At 29.7% G+C, this 24,977-nt stretch carries 26 protein-coding genes and 1 tRNA gene; 8 read left to right on the top strand and 19 right to left on the bottom strand.

Features of this window, described 5'->3' with window-relative positions; translation table 11 throughout:
* Positions 1-392 precede the first annotated feature (392 nt).
* The 10 genes from guaB to rsxC form a co-directional block, all read right to left on the bottom strand.
* A complete protein-coding gene (gene guaB, locus HNP65_RS07320) occupies positions 393-1,844 on the bottom strand; it encodes an IMP dehydrogenase (protein ID WP_184619619.1) in 1,452 nt (483 codons plus the stop codon).
* 29 nt (positions 1,845-1,873) lie between these two features.
* On the bottom strand, positions 1,874-2,758 hold the full coding sequence (locus tag HNP65_RS07315; protein WP_184619618.1) for a hypothetical protein: 885 nt from the start codon (positions 2,756-2,758) through the stop codon (positions 1,874-1,876).
* A 30-nt stretch (positions 2,759-2,788) separates the two neighbouring features.
* On the bottom strand, positions 2,789-3,730 hold the full coding sequence (locus HNP65_RS07310; RefSeq protein ID WP_184619617.1) for a calcium/sodium antiporter: 942 nt from the start codon (positions 3,728-3,730) through the stop codon (positions 2,789-2,791).
* A 19-nt stretch (positions 3,731-3,749) separates the two neighbouring features.
* Positions 3,750-5,018: an ArsB/NhaD family transporter gene (locus HNP65_RS07305; protein WP_184619616.1), complete on the bottom strand. Its 1,269-nt coding sequence runs from the start codon at positions 5,016-5,018 to the stop codon at positions 3,750-3,752.
* 53 nt (positions 5,019-5,071) lie between these two features.
* Positions 5,072-5,147: transfer RNA gene (locus HNP65_RS07300), tRNA-Gly, on the bottom strand.
* Between the two features lie 46 nt (positions 5,148-5,193).
* On the bottom strand, positions 5,194-5,769 hold the full coding sequence (rsxA, locus tag HNP65_RS07295) for an electron transport complex subunit RsxA (RefSeq protein WP_184619615.1): 576 nt from the start codon (positions 5,767-5,769) through the stop codon (positions 5,194-5,196).
* Positions 5,766-6,380 (bottom strand): electron transport complex subunit RsxE, encoded by a 615-nt coding sequence (rsxE, locus tag HNP65_RS07290; protein WP_184619614.1) that lies wholly within the window; start codon positions 6,378-6,380, stop codon positions 5,766-5,768. Before rsxE ends, rsxA begins: the two co-directional genes overlap by 4 nt.
* 3 nt (positions 6,381-6,383) lie before the next feature.
* A complete protein-coding gene (locus tag HNP65_RS07285) occupies positions 6,384-7,052 on the bottom strand; it encodes an RnfABCDGE type electron transport complex subunit G (protein WP_184619613.1) in 669 nt (222 codons plus the stop codon).
* Positions 7,049-8,005, bottom strand: coding sequence for an RnfABCDGE type electron transport complex subunit D (locus HNP65_RS07280; protein WP_184619741.1), 957 nt, complete (start codon positions 8,003-8,005; stop codon positions 7,049-7,051). The genes HNP65_RS07285 and HNP65_RS07280 overlap by 4 nt, the downstream gene beginning before the upstream one ends.
* Complete coding sequence (rsxC, locus tag HNP65_RS07275) at positions 8,005-9,321, bottom strand: electron transport complex subunit RsxC (protein WP_184619612.1); 1,317 nt, start codon at positions 9,319-9,321, stop codon at positions 8,005-8,007. The genes HNP65_RS07280 and rsxC overlap by 1 nt, the downstream gene beginning before the upstream one ends.
* Positions 9,322-9,448: 127 nt before the next feature.
* Here rsxC and HNP65_RS07270 point away from each other — a divergent pair, with 127 nt between their 5' ends.
* Genes HNP65_RS07270 through nfi form a run of 8 tightly spaced genes read left to right on the top strand, consistent with a single transcriptional unit; the run spans position 9,449 to position 17,647 of the window.
* Positions 9,449-9,865, top strand: coding sequence for a GGDEF domain-containing protein (locus HNP65_RS07270; RefSeq protein ID WP_184619611.1), 417 nt, complete (start codon positions 9,449-9,451; stop codon positions 9,863-9,865).
* Positions 9,858-12,452, top strand: coding sequence for a valine--tRNA ligase (locus HNP65_RS07265; RefSeq protein WP_184619610.1), 2,595 nt, complete (start codon positions 9,858-9,860; stop codon positions 12,450-12,452). The genes HNP65_RS07270 and HNP65_RS07265 overlap by 8 nt, the downstream gene beginning before the upstream one ends.
* 11 nt (positions 12,453-12,463) lie before the next feature.
* Entirely contained in the window at positions 12,464-13,765 is a 1,302-nt protein-coding gene (locus HNP65_RS07260; protein ID WP_184619609.1) for a bifunctional folylpolyglutamate synthase/dihydrofolate synthase, read from the top strand.
* A 4-nt stretch (positions 13,766-13,769) separates the two neighbouring features.
* Positions 13,770-14,105 carry a ribosome silencing factor gene (gene rsfS, locus HNP65_RS07255; protein ID WP_184619608.1) on the top strand — a complete coding sequence of 112 codons (336 nt, stop codon included), beginning with the start codon at positions 13,770-13,772 and terminating at the stop codon, positions 14,103-14,105.
* Positions 14,105-15,346, top strand: coding sequence for an amidohydrolase (locus HNP65_RS07250; RefSeq protein ID WP_184619607.1), 1,242 nt, complete (start codon positions 14,105-14,107; stop codon positions 15,344-15,346). The genes rsfS and HNP65_RS07250 overlap by 1 nt, the downstream gene beginning before the upstream one ends.
* Positions 15,304-16,260 carry a tRNA modification radical SAM protein MnmL/YtqA gene (mnmL, locus tag HNP65_RS07245; protein ID WP_184619740.1) on the top strand — a complete coding sequence of 319 codons (957 nt, stop codon included), beginning with the start codon at positions 15,304-15,306 and terminating at the stop codon, positions 16,258-16,260. The genes HNP65_RS07250 and mnmL overlap by 43 nt, the downstream gene beginning before the upstream one ends.
* A gap of 4 nt (positions 16,261-16,264) precedes the next feature.
* Complete coding sequence (locus tag HNP65_RS07240; protein WP_184619606.1) at positions 16,265-16,975, top strand: hypothetical protein; 711 nt, start codon at positions 16,265-16,267, stop codon at positions 16,973-16,975.
* 6 nt (positions 16,976-16,981) lie between these two features.
* Positions 16,982-17,647, top strand: a complete 666-nt coding sequence (nfi, locus tag HNP65_RS07235) for an endonuclease V (protein ID WP_184619605.1) — start codon at positions 16,982-16,984, stop codon at positions 17,645-17,647.
* On the opposite strand, the gene HNP65_RS07230 is transcribed toward nfi, so the two are convergent.
* The 9 genes from HNP65_RS07230 to HNP65_RS07190 form a co-directional block, all read right to left on the bottom strand.
* A complete protein-coding gene (locus tag HNP65_RS07230) occupies positions 17,631-18,665 on the bottom strand; it encodes an LCP family protein (protein ID WP_246348230.1) in 1,035 nt (344 codons plus the stop codon). The genes nfi and HNP65_RS07230 overlap by 17 nt on opposite strands.
* 136 nt (positions 18,666-18,801) lie before the next feature.
* Positions 18,802-19,314, bottom strand: a complete 513-nt coding sequence (hpt, locus tag HNP65_RS07225; protein ID WP_126993552.1) for a hypoxanthine phosphoribosyltransferase — start codon at positions 19,312-19,314, stop codon at positions 18,802-18,804.
* Positions 19,311-20,369, bottom strand: a complete 1,059-nt coding sequence (mnmA, locus tag HNP65_RS07220) for a tRNA 2-thiouridine(34) synthase MnmA (RefSeq protein ID WP_184619739.1) — start codon at positions 20,367-20,369, stop codon at positions 19,311-19,313. Before mnmA ends, hpt begins: the two co-directional genes overlap by 4 nt.
* Positions 20,366-20,812 (bottom strand): Rrf2 family transcriptional regulator, encoded by a 447-nt coding sequence (locus HNP65_RS07215; RefSeq protein ID WP_184619602.1) that lies wholly within the window; start codon positions 20,810-20,812, stop codon positions 20,366-20,368. The genes mnmA and HNP65_RS07215 overlap by 4 nt, the downstream gene beginning before the upstream one ends.
* Before the next feature lie 3 nt (positions 20,813-20,815).
* The gene (locus tag HNP65_RS07210) at positions 20,816-22,411 is read right to left on the bottom strand and encodes a 3D domain-containing protein (RefSeq protein ID WP_184619601.1); all 1,596 of its coding nucleotides are present in this window, start codon (positions 22,409-22,411) and stop codon (positions 20,816-20,818) included.
* Entirely contained in the window at positions 22,390-23,055 is a 666-nt protein-coding gene (locus HNP65_RS07205; protein WP_184619600.1) for a DUF2225 domain-containing protein, read from the bottom strand. The genes HNP65_RS07210 and HNP65_RS07205 overlap by 22 nt, the downstream gene beginning before the upstream one ends.
* A gap of 5 nt (positions 23,056-23,060) precedes the next feature.
* Positions 23,061-23,945 carry a signal recognition particle-docking protein FtsY gene (ftsY, locus tag HNP65_RS07200; RefSeq protein WP_184619599.1) on the bottom strand — a complete coding sequence of 295 codons (885 nt, stop codon included), beginning with the start codon at positions 23,943-23,945 and terminating at the stop codon, positions 23,061-23,063.
* Between the two features lie 4 nt (positions 23,946-23,949).
* Complete coding sequence (locus HNP65_RS07195) at positions 23,950-24,732, bottom strand: class I SAM-dependent methyltransferase (RefSeq protein ID WP_126993546.1); 783 nt, start codon at positions 24,730-24,732, stop codon at positions 23,950-23,952.
* On the bottom strand, positions 24,729-24,959 hold the full coding sequence (locus tag HNP65_RS07190) for a hypothetical protein (RefSeq protein ID WP_184619598.1): 231 nt from the start codon (positions 24,957-24,959) through the stop codon (positions 24,729-24,731). The genes HNP65_RS07195 and HNP65_RS07190 overlap by 4 nt, the downstream gene beginning before the upstream one ends.
* Between the last annotated feature and the right edge of the window lie 18 nt (positions 24,960-24,977).

The raw sequence follows: 24,977 nt of genomic DNA, 5'->3' as shown, positions 1-24,977 counted from the left end.
TCATTCTTTGTAATCAAAAAATTAGTAATGAAAAAGGAAAAAGTCATTACTAAAACTGATACTAAAACAACAGTTAAAATTAGTTGAGTTAAGCTTCTAAAATTCATTCTAAAAACCTCCTTAATAAAGTAAGTTTTGTAATATTTAAAAAAATTTAATACTGATTACTATTATATCAAAAAACAATCATTTGAATTAACGCAAAGTTAACTTTTTTACAAACAGGTTACTATAATAAGTTAAACTTTAGATTAAAAAAGCAAAAATAATTATAAATTACCCTATATTAACTTAATTTATAAAAACTTCAATTAAAACTGTATTATTAATTAAACAAAATAAAACCAGCACCAAGTGCTGGTTTTAAAATATTATTTTTATTCAAATTTTGATTATATATTCTTTGACCAATAATTCGGTGGCTCTTTAGTAACAATTATGTCATGTGGATGGCTTTCTTTTACAGAGGCAGGTGTTATTTTTATAAATTGTGATTTTTCCTGAAGTTCTTTAATATTTGCAGCTCCAACATATCCCATACCTGATCTTAATCCGCCAATCAATTGATAGACAACATCTTTTACATTACCTTTAAAAGGAACCATTCCTTCTACACCTTCAGGTATAAATTTTTGATTTCCGCTTTGAAAATATCTATCCGCACTACCTCTGCTCATCGCTCCAAGAGACCCCATGCCTCTATATGATTTATACTTTCTTCCTTGATATAATATAGTCTCTCCCGGTGCTTCCTCGGTACCTGCAAATATACTTCCTAACATAACTGTTTCAGCACCTGCAGCTAATGCTTTTACAATATCACCAGAAAATCTAATGCCACCATCTGCTATAATTGGCACATTATATTTTCTAGCAACTTCTACACAATCCATTATTGCAGTAAGCTGTGGAACACCTATTCCCGCAACAATTCTTGTAGTACAAATTGAACCTGGGCCAATTCCAACCTTTACAGCGTCTGCACCATTTTTAATTAACTCTTCTGTTGCTTGAGCAGTTGCTACATTACCAGCAATCACCTGAAGCTCTGGAAATCCCCTCTTTACCATTTTCAAAGTTTCAATTACCTTTTTAGAATGGCCATGTGCAGTATCGATAACTATTACATCAACCCCGGCTTTTACTAATGCTTCAACTCTAATAAGTGTATCTTCACTTGTTCCAACTGCTGCACCAACTAATAATCTTCCTTTTGAATCTCTTGAAGCATTCGGATGTTCAACTACACTTTTAATGTCTTTTATAGTAATTAATCCTGCTAAGGTACCATCTTCATTAATAAGAGGAAGTTTTTCAATCTTATTTTCATGTAAAATATCTCTGGCCTCTTCTAGTGAAATTCCTTTTTTTGCAATTACTAATTTATCTTTTGGTGTCATTAATTCAAACACTTGTCTTTTTGGATTTCTTTCAAAACGTATATCTCTGTTTGTAATTAACCCCAAAAGTTTATTATTTTCATCTACAACAGGTAATCCTCCAATTTTATATTCTGCCATTATTTTATCAGCTTCTTCAACTGTTACGTTCGGTAATATAGTAACTGGATCATCTATTATTCCATTTTCTGTTCTTTTAACTATTTTAACTTGATGTGCTTGTTCTTCAATCGTCATATTCTTGTGTATTATACCAATTCCACCTTCTCTAGCTATTGCTTTTGCAAGTTCTGCCTCGGTTACAGTATCCATAGCCGCACTTAAAAGTGGTATTTTAAGCCTAATCCTTTTGGTTAGTCTAGTAGTTACATCTACTTGTGCTGGTAAAACTTCACTATAGCCTGGTACCAACAAAACATCATCAAATGTTAATGCTTCTCTCATAGATACACCCCCACTTTCAGTTATTATAATTAAAATTCTTCTAATGTTGCAACAAACGCTCTTGATAATGCATAAAGATAATCATTTGATAAGTTTTCTGCTATGTATGATTCTATTTCGTTCATATGTTGCCAAATCTTATCAAATGCCAAATTAAACATCTTGTTTACAGCATTTCTAGTCCAAATCTCCTCGGACCAATCTCCATCTTCAAAAATTTCAACCAAAATTTCTCCCACTTTTTCAGCAAAATTTTCCATGAAATAATTTGTATAAACTACTACGAGATCTCTATTAATCTCATATCTTTCTGAATCTAATTTTTCTAAAACTTCTTTTGTTTCTTTACTCAATTTTTCTTCATTGCCCCAAAATAAAGCATCTAATGATTCAAATTTAATTGATTCAATATCCCCAGAAAGTTCCTCTATTGTTTCTAACATTTCATCATCGTCTAATTGTTCAAACAAATAACTTTCATCATCTTCTTCATCAAAATCTTTATAATGACATTCCTCAACTATCTTATCTATATTTTCAAGCAGAAAATCTTTTATATCTTCATCACTCAAAACTTCATCATAGTTAAAATAAACTATTTCAGAATAAACTTCATTAAAGTTAATAATAAAATTACGTAAAAATCTTACATAATCATCATCCGACAAACTTTCTAAAAAATTCATAACACAATCTCCTGCATCACTTTCACAATCACTAAAATCTGCTTCTTCTAAACTTTCAATAATTTCATCCGGCGAATCATAAACAATATCTTCAATAGATGGAAATAAAGTCTCTTTTTGAGGCAAAACTCCAAAACTAATTCCTTTAATATCATCTTTTTCTGTCAATTCTAAATAATCACTCATTCTCTCATCGTTTGTAACATCATTAACTCTATAAATAGGCATTTTTACACCTCCAAAAAAGTGAAATGAAATTTATCTTCTTAAAATTATTTGGTAAAGATAATAAAAATACGTACTAAGAAATACTATTGCTTCAAATCTAAATATTCTTTTTCTAAAAATTGAAAAAACAAACAATAATACAGCCATTAAATTCATAACTATAAGATCAATTGTAAAATTATTAACATCAACAACTAAATTTCCAAACAATGAGCTAACACCTAGTATCAGTAAAATATTAAAAACATTACTTCCAACTATATTTCCAACTAAAATATCACTTTCACCTTTTACTGTTGAAATAATACTAACAACAATTTCTGGCAATGATGTTCCAATAGCAACTATAGTTAAACCCACAAAAGTTTCACTAAGATTAAAAAATTCAGCAATTTTTACAACGTTTTTAATAGTCATTTCACCGCCAACAGAAACTCCAACTACTCCTAAAACACTTAAAAATATAGAAAGCCATGTACTCTTAACTTCTTTTACCTCTTCTTCAAATTCTTCTTTAACAATTTCTTTTGCACTAGTTATAAGATAGTATATATAGATAATCATCAATAATAAAAACACTATTCCATAGTTCCAAACTAAATTGTAATCTTTCAAAAATAGCGCAGTGAAAGTAAAAGTTGAAATAAGCATAAAGGGCATTTCAGCACGTATGGTTTGATCTTTTATAGGAATTGAAACAAATAAAGCTGACAAGGCAAGAGCAAGCGAAATATTAGCAATATTACTTCCAACTACATTTGAAATTGAAACGCTGGAATAACCTTTAAAAACTGCAACTAACGAAGCGACAAGTTCTGGCAATGATGTTCCAAAAGCAACTACTGAAAGACCAACAACCATTTTTGAAACACCCAAATTTAAAGCTACAGATACCGCTCCATCTACAAGCCAATCTGCTCCTTTTATTAGCAAAATAATACCAATAATAAGTCCTAAAAAAGCCCAAAACATATTTTTTTAACACCTCACATTAAAAATATCTAAATTCAACGTACGCTATAGAAACTATTAAAGAAATTAAAGATGGTATTATGGAAAATTTCATATACTCTTTAAAAGAAACAGATCTTTTTGAATATTTTAATAGCATGGTAATAGCCACAATATTTGCAGATGCACCAATTTGTGTAAGATTTCCTCCAAAACATACACCAAGAGATAAAGCCCACCAATAAGGATTTAGATTAACAAAAGTAGAGTTAATTGAAGGAAGCATCTTAATTACAGGAATCATTGTCGCAGTAAATGGAATATTATCAAAAAATCCACTAACTAAAAATGACATAATAATCAAAAACATTCCAAATAATTTTGGGGTACTTCCAAAATTTTTGCTTAAAATCATTGCTAAATTTTTTAAAATTCCAGTATCTTCAAGTGCACCTGTTATAATAAACAAACCTATAAAGAAAAATATAGTTCCCCATTCAATTTCACCAAAATGTTTTTCAACATTTTTTGGGTCAATAACCAAAATCGATAAAAAACCCATTCCAAATGCTATGACTGAACTATGCACTCCTATTTTTTCTTGGACTGTAAATAAAATTATTACACTTATCAACAAAACTGTAGATTTAATTAAATTACTTTTTGTAATTTCAATAGCAGAAAATTCAAAACTTATATTTTTTTTCAAATATTTTTTATTTTTTAATACAAAATATAAAATAATAATTCCCCAAGTTATTAATGTAGCTGGAGAAGTATTCAATATAAAATCATTAAAAGTAAGCCTTGCTGCATTACCAATTAAAATATTCGGGGGATCACCTATTAAAGTTGCTGTACCTCCAATATTGGAACTAAAAACCTCTGAAAGAACAAAAAAGGTTGGATCAATACCCGCGGCATCCGCAACCGCAAGTGTTATTGGGATAAAGATCATTATTGTGGTTACATTATCTACAAAGGCAGAAAAAAACGCTACAAAAAAGTTTAAAAGAATAAAAATAGATAAAAATGAATTTTTAGAAAAATGAATTAATTTAAATGCTACATATTCAAAAAAACCAGTACTTTTTACAGCAGATACAAGGAGCATCATCCCAACCAATAAAAAAATTGTATCAAAATCAACATAATTTTTAAATAAATAATCAGGATCTTCAAATACTCCAAAAAAAGTTAAGATAAAAGCACCTAAAACTACAGAAATTGACCTATGAACTTTTTCAGAAATTATTAGATAATATACAACAACAAAAATAAATAAAGAGATAATTGCGTCTATAGTCAAGGTATTACCTCCCAATGTTGTCTATTAAAAAAAACAGGGCTTTTAAGCCCCGTTGGAGCGGGCGACGGGACTCGAACCCGCGGCCCTCAGCTTGGGAAGCTGATGCTCTACCACCTGAGCTACACCCGCTCAATTACATTTTTATTATATCAAATACCATTTATATTTTCAAGTTTTATAACTTTATCATACCCTGGAATCCCATAAATGCTAAAGACAACAAAGATGCTGTAATCAACGCAATTGGAAGTCCTTCAAATGGTTTTGGTAAATTATATAATTCCAATTTTTCACGAATTGCACTAAATATTATTAATGCTAAAAGAAAACCAAGACCTGCACCAAGAGAATTAAAAATTGTTTCTAAAAGATTGTAATTATTCATACTATTTATAAGAGCAACACCCAATATTATACAATTTGTAGTAATAAGTGGAAGAAATATTCCAAGTGCATCATACAAGTTTGGATTATTTTTCTTTAAAAACAATTCAACAAATTGAACAAATGATGCAATAACCAAAATAAATGCAATTGTTCTTAAAAATTCAAGGCCAAGTGATATTAAAAGTCTATCAACAAACCAAGAAATTGTAGAGGACATTACAAGAACAAATGTTGCTGCAAGACCCATTCCAACGGCTGTATCCATTTTTTTAGATACACCTAAAAACGGACAAATACCTAAAAACCTAATAAAAACATAATTGTTAACAAGCATTGCTGATAATAATATCAAAAAAATCTTCATTTAGTGTTCCCCCTTTCTTTTTTCTTCATACCTATATACGCAAATAGTGCGGCAAGTAAACCTAATGTCAAATAAGCACCAGGGGGAAGAATCATGATAAACACATTAAATGCTTTACCCCAAATTTTTACATCAAATAATGTACCACTTCCAAGCAATTCTCTAATTGCACCTAAAAGAGTTAAACTTGCTGTAAAGCCAAGTCCCATTCCAAGACCATCTAACATTGAATACCAAACATTATTTTTTGATGCAAATGACTCTGCTCTACCCATAATTACACAGTTAACAACAATAAGAGGGATAAATAATCCTAATGTTTTCCAAAGATCGTATACATAGGCATGCATCAAAAGATCAACAATTGTAACAAAAGATGCAATTATAGTTATAAATATTGGAATTCTTATTTTTTCAGGAACTGCTTTTCTTAAAAGAGAAACAACTATGTTTGACATAACTAAAACAGCAGTAGCAGCAAGCCCCATTCCAAGACCATTCTTCGCGCTTGTAGTAGTTGCAAGTGTTGGACACATTCCTAATGCTTGAACATAAGTAGGATTTTCTACAATAAAACCTTTACTGAATTCTTTCCATGATCTGCTCGCCATTGATTATTGCACCTCCTTTTGCAAATATTTAAACATTGTATCAATAGTTGATGCAACTGCTCGAGGTGTAATAGTTGCTCCTGTCATTACATCACTTATTTTTACAACTCCAATTTTTTTTGCTTCTTCAGGTGAAAGATTAGATTTCCCAGCATCTTTGTCAACTTTTACTCCATTTTTTAAACCTTCATATGGGATAGGATAAAACCTCTTTTGAGATGTCTCTTCAGCTATCTTTGCTCCAAGTCCAGGTGTTTCTTGTGAATATTCAATAACCCTTATTGATAAAAGATCAATTTTTTTATTATTTACTAAAAAGGATGCTATTGTAACAACTTTTCCACCATAGCCAATACCATACCCCTTTAAAACGTAAACCTTTCCTCTTTCAGTATGAAAATTTAAAACAGGGGTCAAAACAGCACTAGTTCCTTTTTTAAATATTTCTTTTTCTTCCTCTTTTGAACCTTCTAAAACGGCTTCTTTTATTACTTTCTCTTTTACTAATAAATTCCCATTTTCTGTAAGAACAAACTTAACCGCATCAATAGTATTTTTCAATTCAGCTTCTTTTATTGCAGCTTGGGTTGAAGTATAAATAAATCCTAAAATCAAACCTGCAACTAAAGTATATACCATCAAAATTAGACCTGTTTTTATCATATCTTTCATGATTTCACCTCACCAAAAATGCGGGGTTGTGTGTATCTATCAATAAGTGGAACAAATGCATTCATTAAAAGAATTGATAATGAAACACCTTCTGGATAACCCGCAAAATACCTTATTAGTAAAGTCATAACTCCTGCACCAATACCAAAGATAGCTTGACCTTTTATTGTCATAGGACTTGTAACCATATCAGTTGCCATAAACAGTGCACCTAACATCAAACCACCACTGAGAATATGGAATAAAGGTGTACCAAATGTTGGGTTTGCAAAATAGAAAAACGATGACATAACAAAAACAGTTCCTATATAAGAAATTGGAATCATTAATTTTATTCTTTTTCTAGCAACAAGATATGCAAAACCTATTAGTAACAATAAAACACTCGTTTCACCTATGGATCCTGCTCTATTTCCTATAAACAAATCCCAATAGCTTACATTTACACTTCCTGTTTCTTTTAAAACGGCAAGTGGTGTAGCAGTTGTTTGAACATCAACCCATTTAGAAAAAGAAAGTGTAGGTTTATACCATGTCGTCATTTGAACTGGAAATGAAACTAACAAAAATGCCCTCCCAGCAAGTGCAGGGTTAAATATGTTCATTCCAAGTCCACCAAAAGCATGTTTTGCAACACCTAACGCAAAAACTAATCCAAGTAAAAATACCCACCATGATGTTGCAGGACTAACATTCATAGCAAGAAGTATTCCTGTTACCGCAGCACTCCCATTTGGCACAAAATTTTTATCTTTTCTAAGTATCTTCATAATAAATAATTCAAATAATTCACCGACAACTGCACCTAAAATAGCAAGAAAAAATGCATAAAAACCAAAAAAATACCATGCGCCTATTAAAGCAGGTAGTAAAGCTATAATAACATCTAACATTACCCTTGAAGTTGTATCATTTGATCTTAAATGTGGAGCATTTCCTGTAATCAACTTCATCATTTCTTCCCTCCCCTCAGGGCCCTATACACTTTTTTAGCAAGTTTAATAGTCTTAACATGCTCAATTTTAGCAGGACAAATATACGTACACGAACCACATTCTATACAATCCATCAATCCTATACTTGCTGCTTCATCATATCTTTTTTTCTTTCCAAGCAAGTCTAATAAGTATGGCTGGAGTCCCATTGGACATACATTTACACAATAAGAACATCTAATACAAAAGGTGCTTTTCTGTTCATGTGGAACAATACTTGTAATTCCATTATTCCCCTTTACTATTGGAGTTTCTATATTGTTAATAGGTATTCCCATCATTGGTCCGCCCATTAAAATCTTTATTTCTTCAAGTCCTTCTTTAAAACCTTCGCCTAAATTATCCACAATCCATGAAATAGGAGTACCAACTCTTACCCACCAATTTCCTGGTTTTTTAATTGCTTCCCCAGTTAAGGTTAAGCCTCTTTCTATAAGAGGTTTACCATCAATTACTGCTTCCTTAATTGCATACATAGTACTTACATTTTGAACTACGACTCCAACATCCATTGGAAGGCCACCACGTGGAACACTTCTTTTTGTAACAGCATAAATTAATTGTTTTTCAGCACCTTGAGGATATTTTGTTTTTAATGGAACAACAGTAACTTTTCCTCTCCATTTATCATTTAAAAGGTTAATTGCATCAATTTTATTATCCTCAATTCCTATATATACATTTTCAACATTTAAAATTTTCTTTACAATTTCAATACCTAACAAAATCTCTTCATGTTTTTCTAACATCATTCTGTGATCAATTGTCAAGTATGGTTCACATTCTGCACCATTTATAATTAATGTATCAATTTTTTTATCTTTTGGAGGATTTAATTTTATATGTGTTGGGAACATTGCACCGCCAAGTCCTACAATACCTGCTTTTTGAATGATATCAAGAAGCTCTTCTTTTGAAAATTTCTCAAAATCACCATGAGGAAGAAGTTCCCAATCATCTTCGGATTCTCTTTCAATAATAACTGCGTCAACTGCTTTTCCAAAAATTATATTACTTATCTTTTTAACCTCAACAACTTTCCCAGTTACTGGTGAATGAACATATGCAGAAACGAACCCGGAAGGTTCACCAATAACTTGACCAGTTTTAACTTTATCTCCAACTTGCACTACAGGTTTTGCAGGAGCACCCGCATGCTGTTGCATAAATACTACAACCTTTTCTGGTAAAGGAGCTTTTTTAATTGGAATATCTTTACTCAATGACTTATTTTCGGGGGGATGTACTCCTCCCAAAAAGCTCGATAGCTTCAAGACACCACACCTCCCAAAAAATTAAAATTCACCATCCAATTTTACATTATAACATACTATTTCGAACTTTTCACAACCTTAAAGAATATGTTATAATAAAGAAGAAATTAATTAAGAGGTGATTAATATGGATTATCTATTAAAATTACTAAATGGTAATTTTGTTGATCAAGTTACAAGACTTCCAAATGAATCTTTTTTTAATACTGTATACTCCATGCTGAGTAATTCGAGTTCAACTTTTTTTGTAATAACACTGGACCTTGATTTTGATTCACTTGCAGAGGATGAAATAAATTTTGTGATTGCAAGAGCTGCATCTGTTATCAAACATAGTGTAAGGATTCCAAAAGATTTTGTATGCAGGAGCGGCCAAAAAAGATTCTCAATAATTTTACATGGAATTAATGAAATAACCGCCAAACAAATTGCAAATCGAATAAAAGAATCATTAGACTATTTGCTTTTAAATTATAAAGATAAAAACATAAAAATTGATACAAAAATAAAAATAGAAAAATTGGGAGGTGCAATTGGTGAATAATGAAATTGGTACAAGGTATGATCCAGCAAATATTGAAACAAAATGGTACAAATTTTGGCTAGAAAAAGGATATTTTACTCCTAAAAAAGACGGGCCAAAATATTCGATCGTTATTCCTCCTCCTAACATTACTGGAAAAATACACATGGGTCATGCTTTAAACATAACCCTTCAAGATATCCTAGTAAGATTTAAAAGAATGAATGGATTTAAAACTTTATGGGTACCAGGAGAAGATCATGCAGGAATTGCAACTCAAACAGCTGTAGAAAAAGCTATTGAAAAAGAAGGTAAAAAAAGAGAAGAACTTGGAAGAGAAAAATTTTTGGAAATTGTTTGGGATTGGGCTAACACATATCGTAATACTATTAAGAATCAAATAATGGCTATTGGTGCTTCAGTTGACTGGACAAGAGAACGTTTCACTTTAGATGAGGGACTTTCAAAAGCTGTAAAAAAAGTTTTTGTTTCTCTTTATAAAAAAGGACTAATTTATAAAGGCAAATATATAGTAAATTGGTGTCCTAGATGTAAAACTGTTCTTTCCGATGAAGAAGTCGAATATGAAGAACACGATGGCAAATTATATTACATAAAATATCATTTTGCTGATGGTAATGGCGAAATAATAATCGCAACAACACGTCCTGAAACCATGCTAGGAGACACTGCTATTGCTGTTTCGCCTTCGGATGAAAGATATAAAGAACTTATTGGAAAAGAAGTTATTGTTCCACTTGTTGGAAGGAAAATAAAGATAATAGCTGATATGCATGCAGATCCTGAATTTGGAACTGGTGCATTAAAAGTAACACCTGCACATGATCCTAATGACTACTTAATTGGTCAAAGACATAATCTTGAATTTATTAATATTTTCAACGATGATATGACAATTAATGAAAATGGAGGAAAATATAAAGGTCTTGATAGGTATCAAGCAAGAGAAAAAATAGTAGAAGATTTGAAAAAAGAAGGTTATTTAGTAAAAATTGAAGATATTAAACATTCTGTTGGTCATTGCTATAGATGCAATACAGTTATAGAACCTATGCTAATGGATCAATGGTTTGTTAAAATGAAGCCTCTTGCTGAAAAAGCTATTGAAGCTGTTGAAAAAGGAGAAGTAAAGTTTTATCCTGATAGATGGAAAAAAGTATATTTAAATTGGATGTACGAAATCAGAGATTGGTGTATTAGTAGACAACTTTGGTGGGGACATAGAATCCCAATTTGGTATTGCCAAGATTGCGGTCACATTAACGTTTCTGAAGAAGAAGTTAAAAAATGTGAAAAATGTGGTAGTACTAATCTAAAGCAAGAAGAAGATGTTCTAGATACTTGGTTTTCATCTGCACTTTGGCCCTTTAGTACACTTGGCTGGCCTGAAAATACATCCGATTTGAAAGAATTCTATCCAACAGATGTATTAGTCACAGGTTTTGATATAATCTTCTTCTGGGTTGCAAGAATGGTCATGATGGGCTATGAATTTATGGGCGAAAAGCCTTTTAGCGATGTTTACATCCATCAACTTGTGAGAGACAAATTCGGAAGAAAAATGAGTAAATCCTTGGGAAATGGTATAGATCCATTAGAGGTTATTCAAGAATATGGTGCAGATCCAATGAGGTTTACTTTAGCTCTACTTGCTGCCCAAGGAAGGGACATTAAACTTGATATTAAGAATATAGATACTAGTAAAAAATTTGCTAATAAAATCTGGAACGCAACAAGATTTATAATAATGAATTTGGAAGATTATAAAGAAGTTCCTCTTGAAAATCTTAATTTATCTGATAAATGGATCCTTTCAAGACTACAAAAAACTATAAATAACGTAACTAATGCAATTGAACAATATGAATTTAACCTTGCAGCAAGAGAGATATACAATTTCTTCTGGGATGAATTCTGTGACTGGTATATTGAAGTATCAAAACCAAGACTAAAAACTGAGGAAAAGCATCTTGTTCAAAACGTCTTAGTTGCCGTTCTAGACAATAGCTTAAAACTATTACATCCATTTATGCCATTTATAACTGAAGAATTATGGCAAAAACTTCCAACATCGAGAGAGTCAATTACGGTATCTGAATGGCCAAAAGTTAATGATGAATTAATAGACAATAGTAGTGAAGAACGCTTTTCATTATTAATGAATATCATAAAAGGTATTAGAAATGTGAAAGCGGAAATAAACATTCCTCAAAGTCAAAAAGTAAACATTACTTCTAATCATGACTTTACAGAAGAAGAAAAGTTATATATAAGAACTCTTGGAAATGTAGAAAACATAAAAATCAGTAATCAAAAGCCTGAAAAATCAGCAAATGCATTTGTAAATAATGAATTAGAAGTTTACGTCGAACTTGGTAATTTAATAGATATTGAAACTGAAATAAATAGACTTAACAAAAAAATTAAAAAACTTGAAAAAGATGCACAAAAATTTAGAAATAAACTTAATAACAAGAAATTTTTGGAAGGTGCTCCTGAAGAAATTGTGGAAGAGGCAAAAGAAAAGTTAACAAACATAGAAGAACAAGTCAAAAAAATTAAAAATATAATTACATCACTAAAATAAGAAGTGATAATATGGAGTATTTAGACGCCTTAAAATACTTATACTTTAAACGACCTTATGGAAAAATTAAAATAGGACTTTATAGAATAGAAGAATTATTAAAAAGACTCAATGATCCAGAGAAAAATTATAAATGTTTTCATATTACTGGATCAAATGGAAAAGGAAGTACTACAACATTTCTACATTATTTAGCAAAAAATCATGGGCATAAAGTGGGGGGATATCTATCTCCCCACTTATCTTCAATTCTTGAAAGATTTCCGATTAATGGAAAATACATATCAAAGGAGCGCTTTTTAAATGCCTTTAAGCTAGTTAAGAAACAGTCCGAAGAAATGGATAAAAAAGGTAAAGAATTTTCTCCAAGCTTTTTTGAATTTGCAACCGCTCTTGCATTTGAAATAGATAAAGAAGAAAACGTAGAAATTTCAACCATTGAAGTTGGTCTTGGAGGAAGATTCGACGCAACTAATGTAATTATTCCCGAAGTCTCAATAATTACTACGGTAAGTCTTGAGCATACAAAAATTCTTGGAAACTCTCTTGAAAAAATTGCGTATGAAAAAGCTGGAATTATAAAAGAAAATAGACCAGTAGTAATTGGTAATATTCCAAAAGAAGCTAAAAAGGTTATATACGGTATTGCTTCAGATAAGAATGCAAAAGTATATGAACTTGGAAAAAACTTCGATTATGAAGTTGTAAAATATCAATTTGGAAAAAATATAATAAACTATTACGGTGATACTACTATTAAAGGATTTGAGGTAAATTTAAATGGGACACATCAACCTATAAATGCAGCAATTGCTTTAAAAGCATACGAATTGTTTGAAAAAATTGATGTAAATAATACATTTGCAGCATTTAAAGAAGCATTTATACCTGGGAGATTTGAAATGTTCAATGGATTTCTTCTTGATGGCTCTCACAATCCACAAGCTGCTGAAAAATTTTTGGAAAATTTGAATATATATTTCAAAAACGCTAGTAAAATAGCATTATTTGGAATTTTAGATGATAAAGATAAAATTTCTGTTATCTCAAAACTTATTCCTGAATTTGAACATGTTATAGTTACTTGCCCTCCATCACATAGAGCTATAAATTGTTTAGAAACATATAATTTGGTCAAAGACTTTTCAAAATCTTGTGAATTTATAGATGATCCACTACAAGCAATTGAAAAACTTAAAGAAATGAAAGCTGATTTAAAAGTTGTTACTGGTTCATTTTATCTTGTTGGTTTCATAAGAAGCTATTTAGAAAATGGTTACATAGATGAAGAGTTGGAATTAATGAGGAGGTGATAATTTGGAAATTTTAGAATTAATTTGGAAAAAAATTTTAGAAAAAGAAGCAATTGAACCAGTTATTTTGGATATGTCAAATACTAATGTCCCCACAGATTACTTTATAATCCTTACTGCTAATAGCAATACTCATATGAATAGTTTAAGAGAAACAATTTTAGACTTATTATCTGAAATTGGAAAACAAATAATTTACTATGACAAAGAGGATAATCATGAATGGCTTATAATTGATGCATCTGACATTGTTATACATATTTTTACAAAAGAAGCAAGAGAATTTTATGACCTTGAAGGTTTATGGATAGATGCTAAAAAAATAAAGGGTGAAAAATAATGATTTTAAGAAATGCATATGTTTTAAGAAATTGGAATTCCAGCATTGAGAAAGTTGACATAAAAATTGATAACGGAAAAATAATGAAAATTGATAAAAATTTAAAAGATAATGAGGATGAAGAATTTGATCTAGATAATAAATTAATAATTCCAGGCCTAATAAACACACATACTCATGCAGCAATGTCTATTTTAAGAGGTATTGCAGAAGATTTACCTTTTAACCAATGGCTTTTTAAAAATATAATACCACTTGAAGAAAAATTAAACGAAGATATAGTTTATTTTGCATCGATGCTTTCGATGATGGAAATGTCTAAAAACGGTATCGTAGCTTTTTGTGATATGTATATGTTTGAAAATTCTGTTGCACAAGCTGTAAAAGATTTTGGAATGAAAGCACTTTTAACTAGAGGCCTTGTCTCAGAAGAAGACAAAATTGAAAAAAGCAGACTTAAAGAAGCACTTTCACTTTTTGAAAAGTGGCATGGTATTGATAATAGAATTTTCGTAGGGCTTGGTCCACATGCCCCTTATACTTGTTCTTTTGAAGCTTTAAAGGAAATTGGTAAACTCTCCAGAAAATTAAAAATTCCTGTTACAATGCATTTATTTGAAAATAAATGGGAGAAAGAGCAATTTTCACTTTCACAAATTCTTTCTTCTGGAATTGCTGATTATCATTTTCTTGCCGTTCACTGTGTTCATCTTGATGATAATGACATTAAAATGCTAAAAGATTTTAATGTATTTATTTCTCACAATCCTACCAGTAATTTAAAATTAGGAAATGGTATAGCACCTATTCAAAAAATGATCGAAAATGGCTTGACTGTAGCTCTTGGAACAGATGGACCTGCTAGTAACAATTCTCTTGACATACTATTTGAAGCTAGAATTGCTTCTCTATTACAAAAAAAGGACAATCCTCAAAATCTTGACATTAATCAAATGCTTAAAATGCTAACGATAAACGGTTATAGATCGTTAAATATAGAAGGTGGAGAAATAAAAGAAGGTTTCCCAGCTGATCTAACAATAATTAATTTGAAAAATCCAAGTTTCTATCCTATCGAAAATATGAAAAAACATATAATTCATTCAAAAGTTGATGTATTTGCTACGATGGTAAATGGAAAATTTACATATTATAATGGTACATTCCCAACTATTGATGAAAAGGAGGTATATAGAAAATTTTCGACTTTTTACAGGAAGGTTATAGGTACAGAAAACTAAGTGTTGAACTAAAGAAAAAATATGGTGAAAAAGTATATAGGTTACCAATAAATGTAGGGTTTAGCTGTCCAAACCGTGAAAATGGATTACCTGGTTGCTTGTTTTGTGATGAAACGGGTAGCGGTTTTACCACTTTTGGTGAGTTTGATATAAAAACTCAAATAAGAAAAATGAAGGAAAGATACATAAAAAAGGGTGCCAAAAAATTTATAGCATATTTTCAAAATTATTCAAACACTTACGCACCAATTGAAAAACTTAAAAAAGTTTATTTTAGCGCAATAGATGAAGATATAGTTCAAATTTCTATTTCCACTAGACCTGATTGTATTTCAGACGAAATTTTGGATTTACTAGAAGAATTAAGAGAAAAGATTGACGTATCAATAGAAATGGGACTTCAAACTTCAAATTATCATACTCTTGTAAAAATGAATCGTGGTCACACATTAGCTGAATACATTTATGCTGCAAAAAAAATTAAAGAAAGAAGTTTTGAACTTATTTCGCATGTGATCTTAAACTTTCCAACGGATGATATGCTTGATGTAATTGAAACAGCAAAAATTCTATCAGTTCTAGATATAGATGGTGTTAAAATACATTCACTATACGTTGTCGAAAACACAATTTTAGGAAAACTTTTTAAAGAAAATAAAATTCAAATTGGAACACTTGACAGCTATATTGAAAGAGTCATACAATTTTTAGAATTTCTCTCCCCAAAAATAACTATTCATCGATTGGTAGCAGATCCTCCAAATAATGGAACTATCTTTGGTAATTGGGGAATTCCAAAAATACAGATTATTAATATGATTGAAAAAAGATTAAAAGAAAAAGATACATATCAAGGAAAATACTTTTTTAAATGGTTTGAGCCAAAAACAAACAAATTTAGCGAAAGGAGTTAAAAATATGAAAAAGGTTATTCTTTCGATAATATTATTTATCTTTTCTATTTTTTCATATGCAAATGTAATAACCTCTACTAATACAGATATTGATAATGATGGGATACTTGAAAATATAACCTTAGAAGGTAATAAATTAAGTGAAATTTATTATGACACTTTTGTTCTGAAAATTAAAAATGAAAAGTTAGAAAAGAACATAAAATTGGATTTTGGAGGCTATTCACCAAAAATGGTAATTTATGATTTTGATGGTGACAGCATTAAAGATATCCTAATCATTAGCGATAGTGGTGGTAGTGGTAACTATAGTGAATATTTTATTTACTCCTTAAAGAAAGGGATTTTATTAAGTAATGATTTAAAACTAGACCTTAAAGCAAAGTTTTTTGATGGATTTAAAGCGCTAATAACATATAAAGACAAATATACTTTTTTAGATTTAAGTGAAAAAAAGGAACAATATATAAATGAAAAAATTTACAACAAATTTGGTCAATTTATTGGTGAAAACAAAGATTTATTCATTGGAGGAATATCAAATCTAGAAGCTTTTGACTTTGGAAAAGATGATATTTATGAATTGAAAGGAATTATCACTTTATCAGGTATATCTCATGCTGATAGAATTGGCTACATTCACTTTGTATACTCTATTAAAGAAGACAAATTTATATGGTTAGAAGTTTCTAAATTACTATATGAAGGTTTTTGAGAAATTATGATTCATAGGTGGAATGTTTCTCCAAAAGAAGCTATATCAATTCAAAAGTCTCTAAAAGATAAATTAATTTTCAAGCCCTTCAATAAAACTCCTACATATGTAGCTGGAGTTGATTTGTCTTACATTGATAATAAATCATTGGCTGTTATAGTAGTTATAGATAGCAAATTTAATGTTGTAGAAATCACTTATCACATTGACGAAATTAAATATCCATACATTCCAGGACTTCTTGCATTTAGGGAAGGCCCTGTGTTTTTAAAAGCATGGCAAAAAATTAAAACAAATGTAAATCTTGTTATGTTTGACGGTCATGGAATTGCACACCCTAGAAAGCTTGGAATTGCATCTCATATGGGATTATGGATCAAAAAGCCAACAATTGGTATAGCAAAAAAGAAATTAGTTGGAACGTATGATGAACCTTCGAATACTAAATTTTCATTTTCTTATCTTTGGCACAATGGAGAAAAAATCGGAATTGTTTTAAAAAGCAGAGAAAATACAAAACCAATTTTTATTTCTCCTGGACATTTAATAGATCTTGATAGCTCGCTAAACATAGTAAAAAAATACATAACTAAATATAAACTTCCAGAACCAACGCGTCTTGCACATATTTATACACAAAAACTTAAAAACGAAATTATTGAGAAAGAATAACTACAAAATCTACTGATAAATCTGGATAATTTCTATTTTTTGTTAATGTGTCAATTAAATTCAAATAATTCTCAAGCTCTTCTTTTGCAAGCAAAATTTTAAAATTTCTCTTTGGATGCACCATCTTAACAATTTTTTCTATTTCTTCTACACTTACTTCTTCATTTACAATATAAACTGTATCTGATGAAAAGTTTTTATTTTGCATAAAATAAATATCCTCTGGTATATATCCAGCCGCCTTCCACATATAATGTAAGTTTACGTTATATGTCCTATTTTGATTTTTTGTATTGTTAACTATATAAAATCTATAGCGTTCTTCTACATTATTTAAGCTTTTTGAAGAAAAAAATTCTTTTAATTTGCTTAAATCCCCAGGATAAATATTTCCATTAACGTCATATTTTATAGGAAAAGAATAGCTTTTTATTGAAAATCCATCTTTAAACTTTGTAGCTAAAAACACCAGTTCTGACGTTTTTATATTTGTATCCATAGATTCATAGACCTCTTTAAAAACTTTTGCAAGTGTAAAAACATCTTTTTTCAAGGCCGCTTTTATTAATTGGTTAATAATATACTTTTCTCGTTCAATTCTTCCGATATCCCCTAATGAATCCTTCCTAAATCTCATATAAGCCAATAACTGCTCCCCATATAAATAATGTATTCCTGGATCAAAATCAATAATAAGATTCTGAGAATAGTCAGTATATTTCATTGGCTTATCTACATAAACCTCAACAGGACCAATTCTATCACCTACTAGCCTTACAACGTCATAATCAACAATTGCATATTTATCAATCTTTTTACCAACAAAATTTTCAACCAATTCTTTTAAATAATCTAATCCTTCTTTTTGATAAATTGAATTTATCTTTGAATTATTTATTATTAAATCTCTTGGTATATTTGTAATTTTAATCTCTCTATTTTTCACATTAATGTTTAAAAACATTATTACATCAGTTCTTCGCGTATTCTGTATATCTTTATCAAGACCTAAAACCAAAAAATTAGTCTCCTCATTAAGAGGAGAGTAAATTACTGACAATAAAATATTTATCCAGGGTAAAAAAACAATACTCAATGAAAATAATGTTACAAAAATTGCGATTAATAATAAAATTACATTTCTTTTCATAATTCTATTCTAAATAACCAATATATGGAATATTTCTATACTTTTCATCAAAATCCAAACCATATCCTACTACAAATTTGTCTTCAATTTCAAAACCTACAAATTCTGCATCAACAATTGGATTTTTTGAAGTTTTTTTCAACAAAGTTGCAACCTTTAAATCAGCTGGATTATATCTTTTTAAATATCCTAGAATGTACGACAAAGTTTGACCCGTATCTAATATATCTTCAACAACCAAAACATGCCTTCCTTCAATAGGTTCATCAATCCAGCTTTTTACTCTAATTCTACCAGTAGATTCCATACCACTGTAACTTGAAACATGAATAAATGAATATTCAACATTTAAATCAATATTTTCAACAAGATCCGTAAAAAAATGAATAGCACCTTTTAAAACACATACAGCATGAATTGTATCTGTTTTTTCTTTGTAATACTCAGTAATTTCTTTACCAAGAGATTTTATACGTTCCTGAAGCTTTTGTTCACTTATTAATACATTCAAATTCAATTCCATCCCTCCTCTTCAATTATACCTGAAACTATAACTGAATCATCAAAATCGTATATTACTGCTATCTGTCCAGGTGTAATAGCAAAAATTGGCTCTTGCGTTTCAATATATAACCTTTCATTTTCAAAATGAACTTTACACCTAACTTCTTTGAATTTTTTTCTTACTTTAACATATCCTTCAAAATCTTTGGATACATTCTGTAAAAAATTTGGTTTCAAAACTGTAAATTTTGTACTAAAAGCTGAATCTTTATTACCAACAATTAAAATATTATTTTTAAAATCTTTTTTAATTACATAAAGTCTTCTTCCTGTTGCTACACCAATTTTTCTTTGACCAATTGTATAATTAGCAAGTCCTTTATGTGTTCCAATAATATTACCTTCAGTATCAATAATTAATCCTTCTTTAAATTCCATATTATGTTCTCTCAAAAATTCAGAAATATCTCCATCTGGTATAAAACATAAATCTTGTGAATCTACTTTGTTATGAACGTGAATTCCAATTTTCTCAGCAATCTCCCTAATTTGTTGCTTTGTATATTCCCCATTCGGCAAAATAATTTTTTCTAACTTATCTTTTTTTATAGAAGCCAGAAAATATGATTGATCTTTTTCATAGCTTTTAGCCTTATATAACTTTCCATTCCTTATTATTGCATAATGTCCTGAAGCAACATAATCCATACCATCTTCAAGCATTTTCTCCATTAAAACACCAAATTTTATCCAATCATTACAAAAAAAGCATGGATTTGGAGTTTTGCCACGCTTATATTCGTTAATAAAGTAATTAATAACGGTTTCTCTAAAATCATCTTCTAAATGCACTACTTTAAAGTCAACACCAAACTTTGCCGCAATCTTTTTAGCATCATATGTATCTGAAGGACTGCAACAAACCTTATGTGTAATTTTTTTTGTTAAATATATCTCATCAAACACTGTCTTCATATGATAGGCAGTCACCTCATATCCTTTTTGTAAGAGAAAATATAGAGCTACTGCACTATCAACACCGCCACTTAATGCAACACCTACTTTTATAATTTTTTCCTCCTTTCAAATTCTTCACATTTTTTTAAATACGATTCTTTTAAATCTTCTAAAGTAACAGATTTTAATGATTGTTTAAATCTTTTCATAACAATTTCCCAAACTTCATTTACAGAACAAATTTCAGGTGCTAAACTTATTTTATCAGGTGCAACAAAACAAGTTATCATTGAACTAATATCATCTACTGAAGTAACAATGTCATATACTGTAATATCTTTTGGATCTTTTACTAATTTATAACCTCCGAACTTACCTCTCGATGACTCCAAAATTCCGCTTGCTACAAGTTGGGAAAGAATTTTTTGTGCAAATTCATATGGAATACTTGTCTTACATTTTGAAATCAACTCTGATGTACTCATTCTCTTATTTTCAATAGATAATAAAAGTAATAATCTTAATGCATAATCACTTTTCATTGTAACAGCCACGTTTTAGCTCCCTCCAACCTCTAAAACATATACATCATATTTTTTAATACTATTTTTTCTCGCAAGAGAAACCTCTTCTACGTAGATATCAATTCTTCTTCCATTAACAGCGCTACCTGTATCTTCTGCAATAAAAACTTTTTTTAGTTGTGGAATATATACATAACTTCCAAGTGGAATTATACTTGAATCAACAGCTACAGTTTGCCACTCTTTGGCTATTTTTCCTATCCTTGTTAATCTAAAAGTTGGATGTTGAACAATTTTACCATCATCCCAAGGGGTATAAAATGTCACATCAAATTTTCCTTTATATTTAAAAAAAAATCTAAACGGATCTTTAGGTTCACCATCAACCCAAATCTCAAAATGAAAAATTCCATGGACCTTACCTATTGGTTTTTCAGGAAAAACCCAATTATTCTCCTTAAAGCCAGTTTCTATACCTTTATAAATTGCAAGAACTCCATTTCCATGATCTACGTATAAAACATCATTACCTTTTACAGTTACTCTTCCAGGTAAAATTGGGTATACTTCTTTTCCTTCAGCGCTTATATCTATTCCAAGATTAGTCGTACCACTTTTTATATCTCCAAAATAGCTTAATATATCTTCTGGTTTAATGTCAATAGGCACTCTAACATAATCATTTAAGTTATCTATAGGAATCTTTATTACTTGTCCTGGAATAATCCGGTTTGGATCTTCAATAGCATTAAATGTAATTAGTCTTTCTACACCATCCTTACCTAAATTGTACCTTTTACTTATTATATATAAAGTATCTCCAGGCCTGATAACATAATTTATATAACCTTGTCTCAGCTTCAAAATATCTTCTATATCTTCCATTTTAAACTCTTGCTTTAAAAAATTCAATTCAGAACTAATTTGTTTGATAGTAGCAAGTTCTCTTTCTAAATTTTCTTTCGAAGAAATACTATCTACTTTAAAACTTAAGTCATTTAATCTTTCTTCCAATTCCTGAATTTTTTCAAACTTTTGTAAAATCTGACTTACCGCAATTGAATCTTGAGTAACTCCTTCACCACTTATTGACTGTATTTCATCAACTGTTTCTTTCAACGAATCTATAGTTAAATTCATTTCATATAATCTATTTTCAATGTCTAGTATCTGTTTATATCCTGTTTCATATTTTTCGAGCGCCTGATTTAACAAATCATTCACTTTACTTAATTCTAAACGTTCGGCCATTCCTTCTAAATAATTTAACCTGTAAATAACTGTTTTAAGATTGTATGAAGTTATCTCTGAAGTAACTTTGTTCATTTGATTTTGCAAATCTGAAAGTTCAATTGCAATTTTTCGGGTAAAATTTTTTAAATATTCAATATCAGCCACATTATTTATTTCATTTAATTTATTATTTAAATCATTAATCTGAGTATCAACTCTTTGAGATAAATTATCAAATTTCTTTTCCAATGAAGATATTCTTATTTCATGTTCATTCACTATGTTTTCAATACTATAAATTCGTTCCTCCAAAAGTTTATAATGATCGTATGTAACATAATTACAAGAGAATAAAAAGAACATTAAAATCAGAATTACTCCCGCATACTTTGCCATCTATCTTTCCCTACCTTTGCATAATAAGAGGAACTGTTTTTATATTTTTGCATCAATTTTGAAAACCATTTTACCGCCTCACTTTTATTTCCAAAATGCCTATTTAACTCACCAAGGTAAAATAAAATTTTTTCTTCCATTCTCCCATCGGAAATTTCTGAATTCATATAACAATTTTCAAAATTCTTAAGAGCATGCGCAAGGGCTATTTCTTCTTGTTCTTTTTCGCCGCCTTTTTCACGCAAAAGCCAAGCAATCTTTAAATAAGAATCTGCAAGTTTACAATATTTTTTTAGTAATGTAGATAATATTACTACTATAGCATAAGCTTTAAGTGCTGTATCAATATCTCTTTCATCAGTAAATTTAACATTTGATAATTTCGATTTTAGCTTACCAAGTATACTTTTTATTTTTTCAACTTCTGTTATTTTTACGTCTTTTTCAAAAATGCTTTCGTACTCTGCATATAAACATTTTGGGCAAACAACTACTTCATATAAAAAAGGATTCACATCCAAATAATTTGGTTTTAAATCTTCATCATAACTAGCAACCTTTATAGAATCGATCCTTACTTTTTTACTATAAAATTCATTCCCACATACTGGACATTTATAACTTTTATCCCATAATGCATTCATACTAATCATCCCTCAAGTAAAGCATTAACAAAATCTTCAGCATCAAACGGTTTTAAATCGTCAGCACCTTCCCCTAAACCTACAAATTTTATAGGAATCCCTAATTCTTTTGCAATTGCAATTGCAATTCCACCTTTTGCCGTTCCATCCAACTTTGTTAATACAATTCCAGTAATATCCACAAATTCTTTAAAGATCTTTGCCTGTTGCAATCCATTTTGACCTGTTACAGCATCTATTACTAAAAAAACTTCGTGTGGTGCATCTTCTATTTTCTTTTTAATTACCCTATTAATTTTTCTTAATTCTTCCATTAAATTTTTCTTGGTATGTAATCTTCCAGCAGTATCTAAAATTACTATATCTTTCTTTTTAGATATAGCATGACTTACAGCATCAAATGCAACGGCGGCAGAATCTGCACCCTCTTGATGTGCAATAAGCGTAGAAGATGTTCTCTCCGCCCATACCTTTAGTTGATCAATTGCAGCAGCTCTAAAAGTATCACATGCAGCTAACACAACTGACTTTCCAGACTTTGAAAAATATTCTGCAAGTTTTCCAGCAGTAGTAGTTTTCCCTGAACCGTTAACACCAACCATACTGATTACAAAAGGTTTTTTTTCTATTTTTAATTCACTATTAAAATTAAGTATTTCCAATAATACTTTTTTCAATGATTCATATGCATCTTCTCCTTTTAACTCCTCAATTCTATTTAAAATATACTCAGTTGCTTCAAAGCCTACATCAGATAATATTAAAAGTTCTTCTATCTCTTCTTTTGTTTCATCATCAAGCTTTTTTCCTGATAGTATACTTTTCATTTTACCGAAAAAACTTTCTCTCGTTTTTTTCAATCCTTGCTTGAACTTCTCAAAAAATCCCATTAACTTACACCTCCGATTTATTAATAACACCATATACTATTCCACTTTTTCGTGAAATAAATTCCTTAGAAAAATAATTTTTAATTTTTTCATACAAACTATCCTTTTTTAGCGTTTTAATAACGACTCTTTTTCTTGATATTCTTATCATATGTTCAAGATCATCTAAACTTAAAGATTCATATACAGCAAAACCTCTCAATGGATTTAAAGAATTACTCTCATATATTGGATTTTCAAACATTGGATCACAATATACAATATCAAATGAATTATCAGGTTGATTTCTAACAAAATTTTTATAATTATCATGTATTAGCTCTATTTTTTTCATAGCATTATTTATCCATTCTTCATCAGAAATATATCTTTTTAATCCCCATTTAACAACTCTATAAATATGCTCAGACCCTTCAGTAGCAACTACCTTTTTTGCAAAATTAGCAATTAAAATAGCATCTGAAGCAAGTCCACAAGTAGCATCATATACTACGTCCGTTCTTTCTGGCTTCAATGATTCTATTAGGTAATCTCTTTCTCCATGCTTAATATTTTCCATCCTGATCTTTGCTATCCCTTGGTGAAAAAAGAATTCTCCATCTTTCCATTTTATTTTCAACATACCCTTTTTATCTACAACATAATAAAAGTCTATTTTTCCACTTTTTAAGTATTTTGAAACATGATTTCTGTTAATATACTTTACATTAAATTCCTCTGCGATATTTTTTGCTAACCTTACAATTTCTTTATTAGCGTTGTATGATGTAGTAACAATATACCTCATTTCCTTCCCTCTCTTAACATTTTTAATTTTTCATATATAATCAAATTCTTTTCATACTTTTCCTTTAACTCTTCATATTGCTTTTTAACCTGATTTAACTCATTTAAATTTACCTTATATCTTATAATCGAACTAGCGAGTATAACCACTAAAAAAAATACTAAAAGTAAAACAAAAAGAATATATATATATCTGAATAAATTCTTCCTTTTCTTTCTTCTTTTCAAATTAAACACCTACCTAAT

This window comes from Thermosipho japonicus (assembly GCF_014201655.1).
Taxonomy (GTDB): domain Bacteria; phylum Thermotogota; class Thermotogae; order Thermotogales; family Fervidobacteriaceae; genus Thermosipho; species Thermosipho japonicus.
Note: the sequence above shows the minus strand (reverse complement) of the source record. Positions and strands in the feature narration are given on the sequence as shown.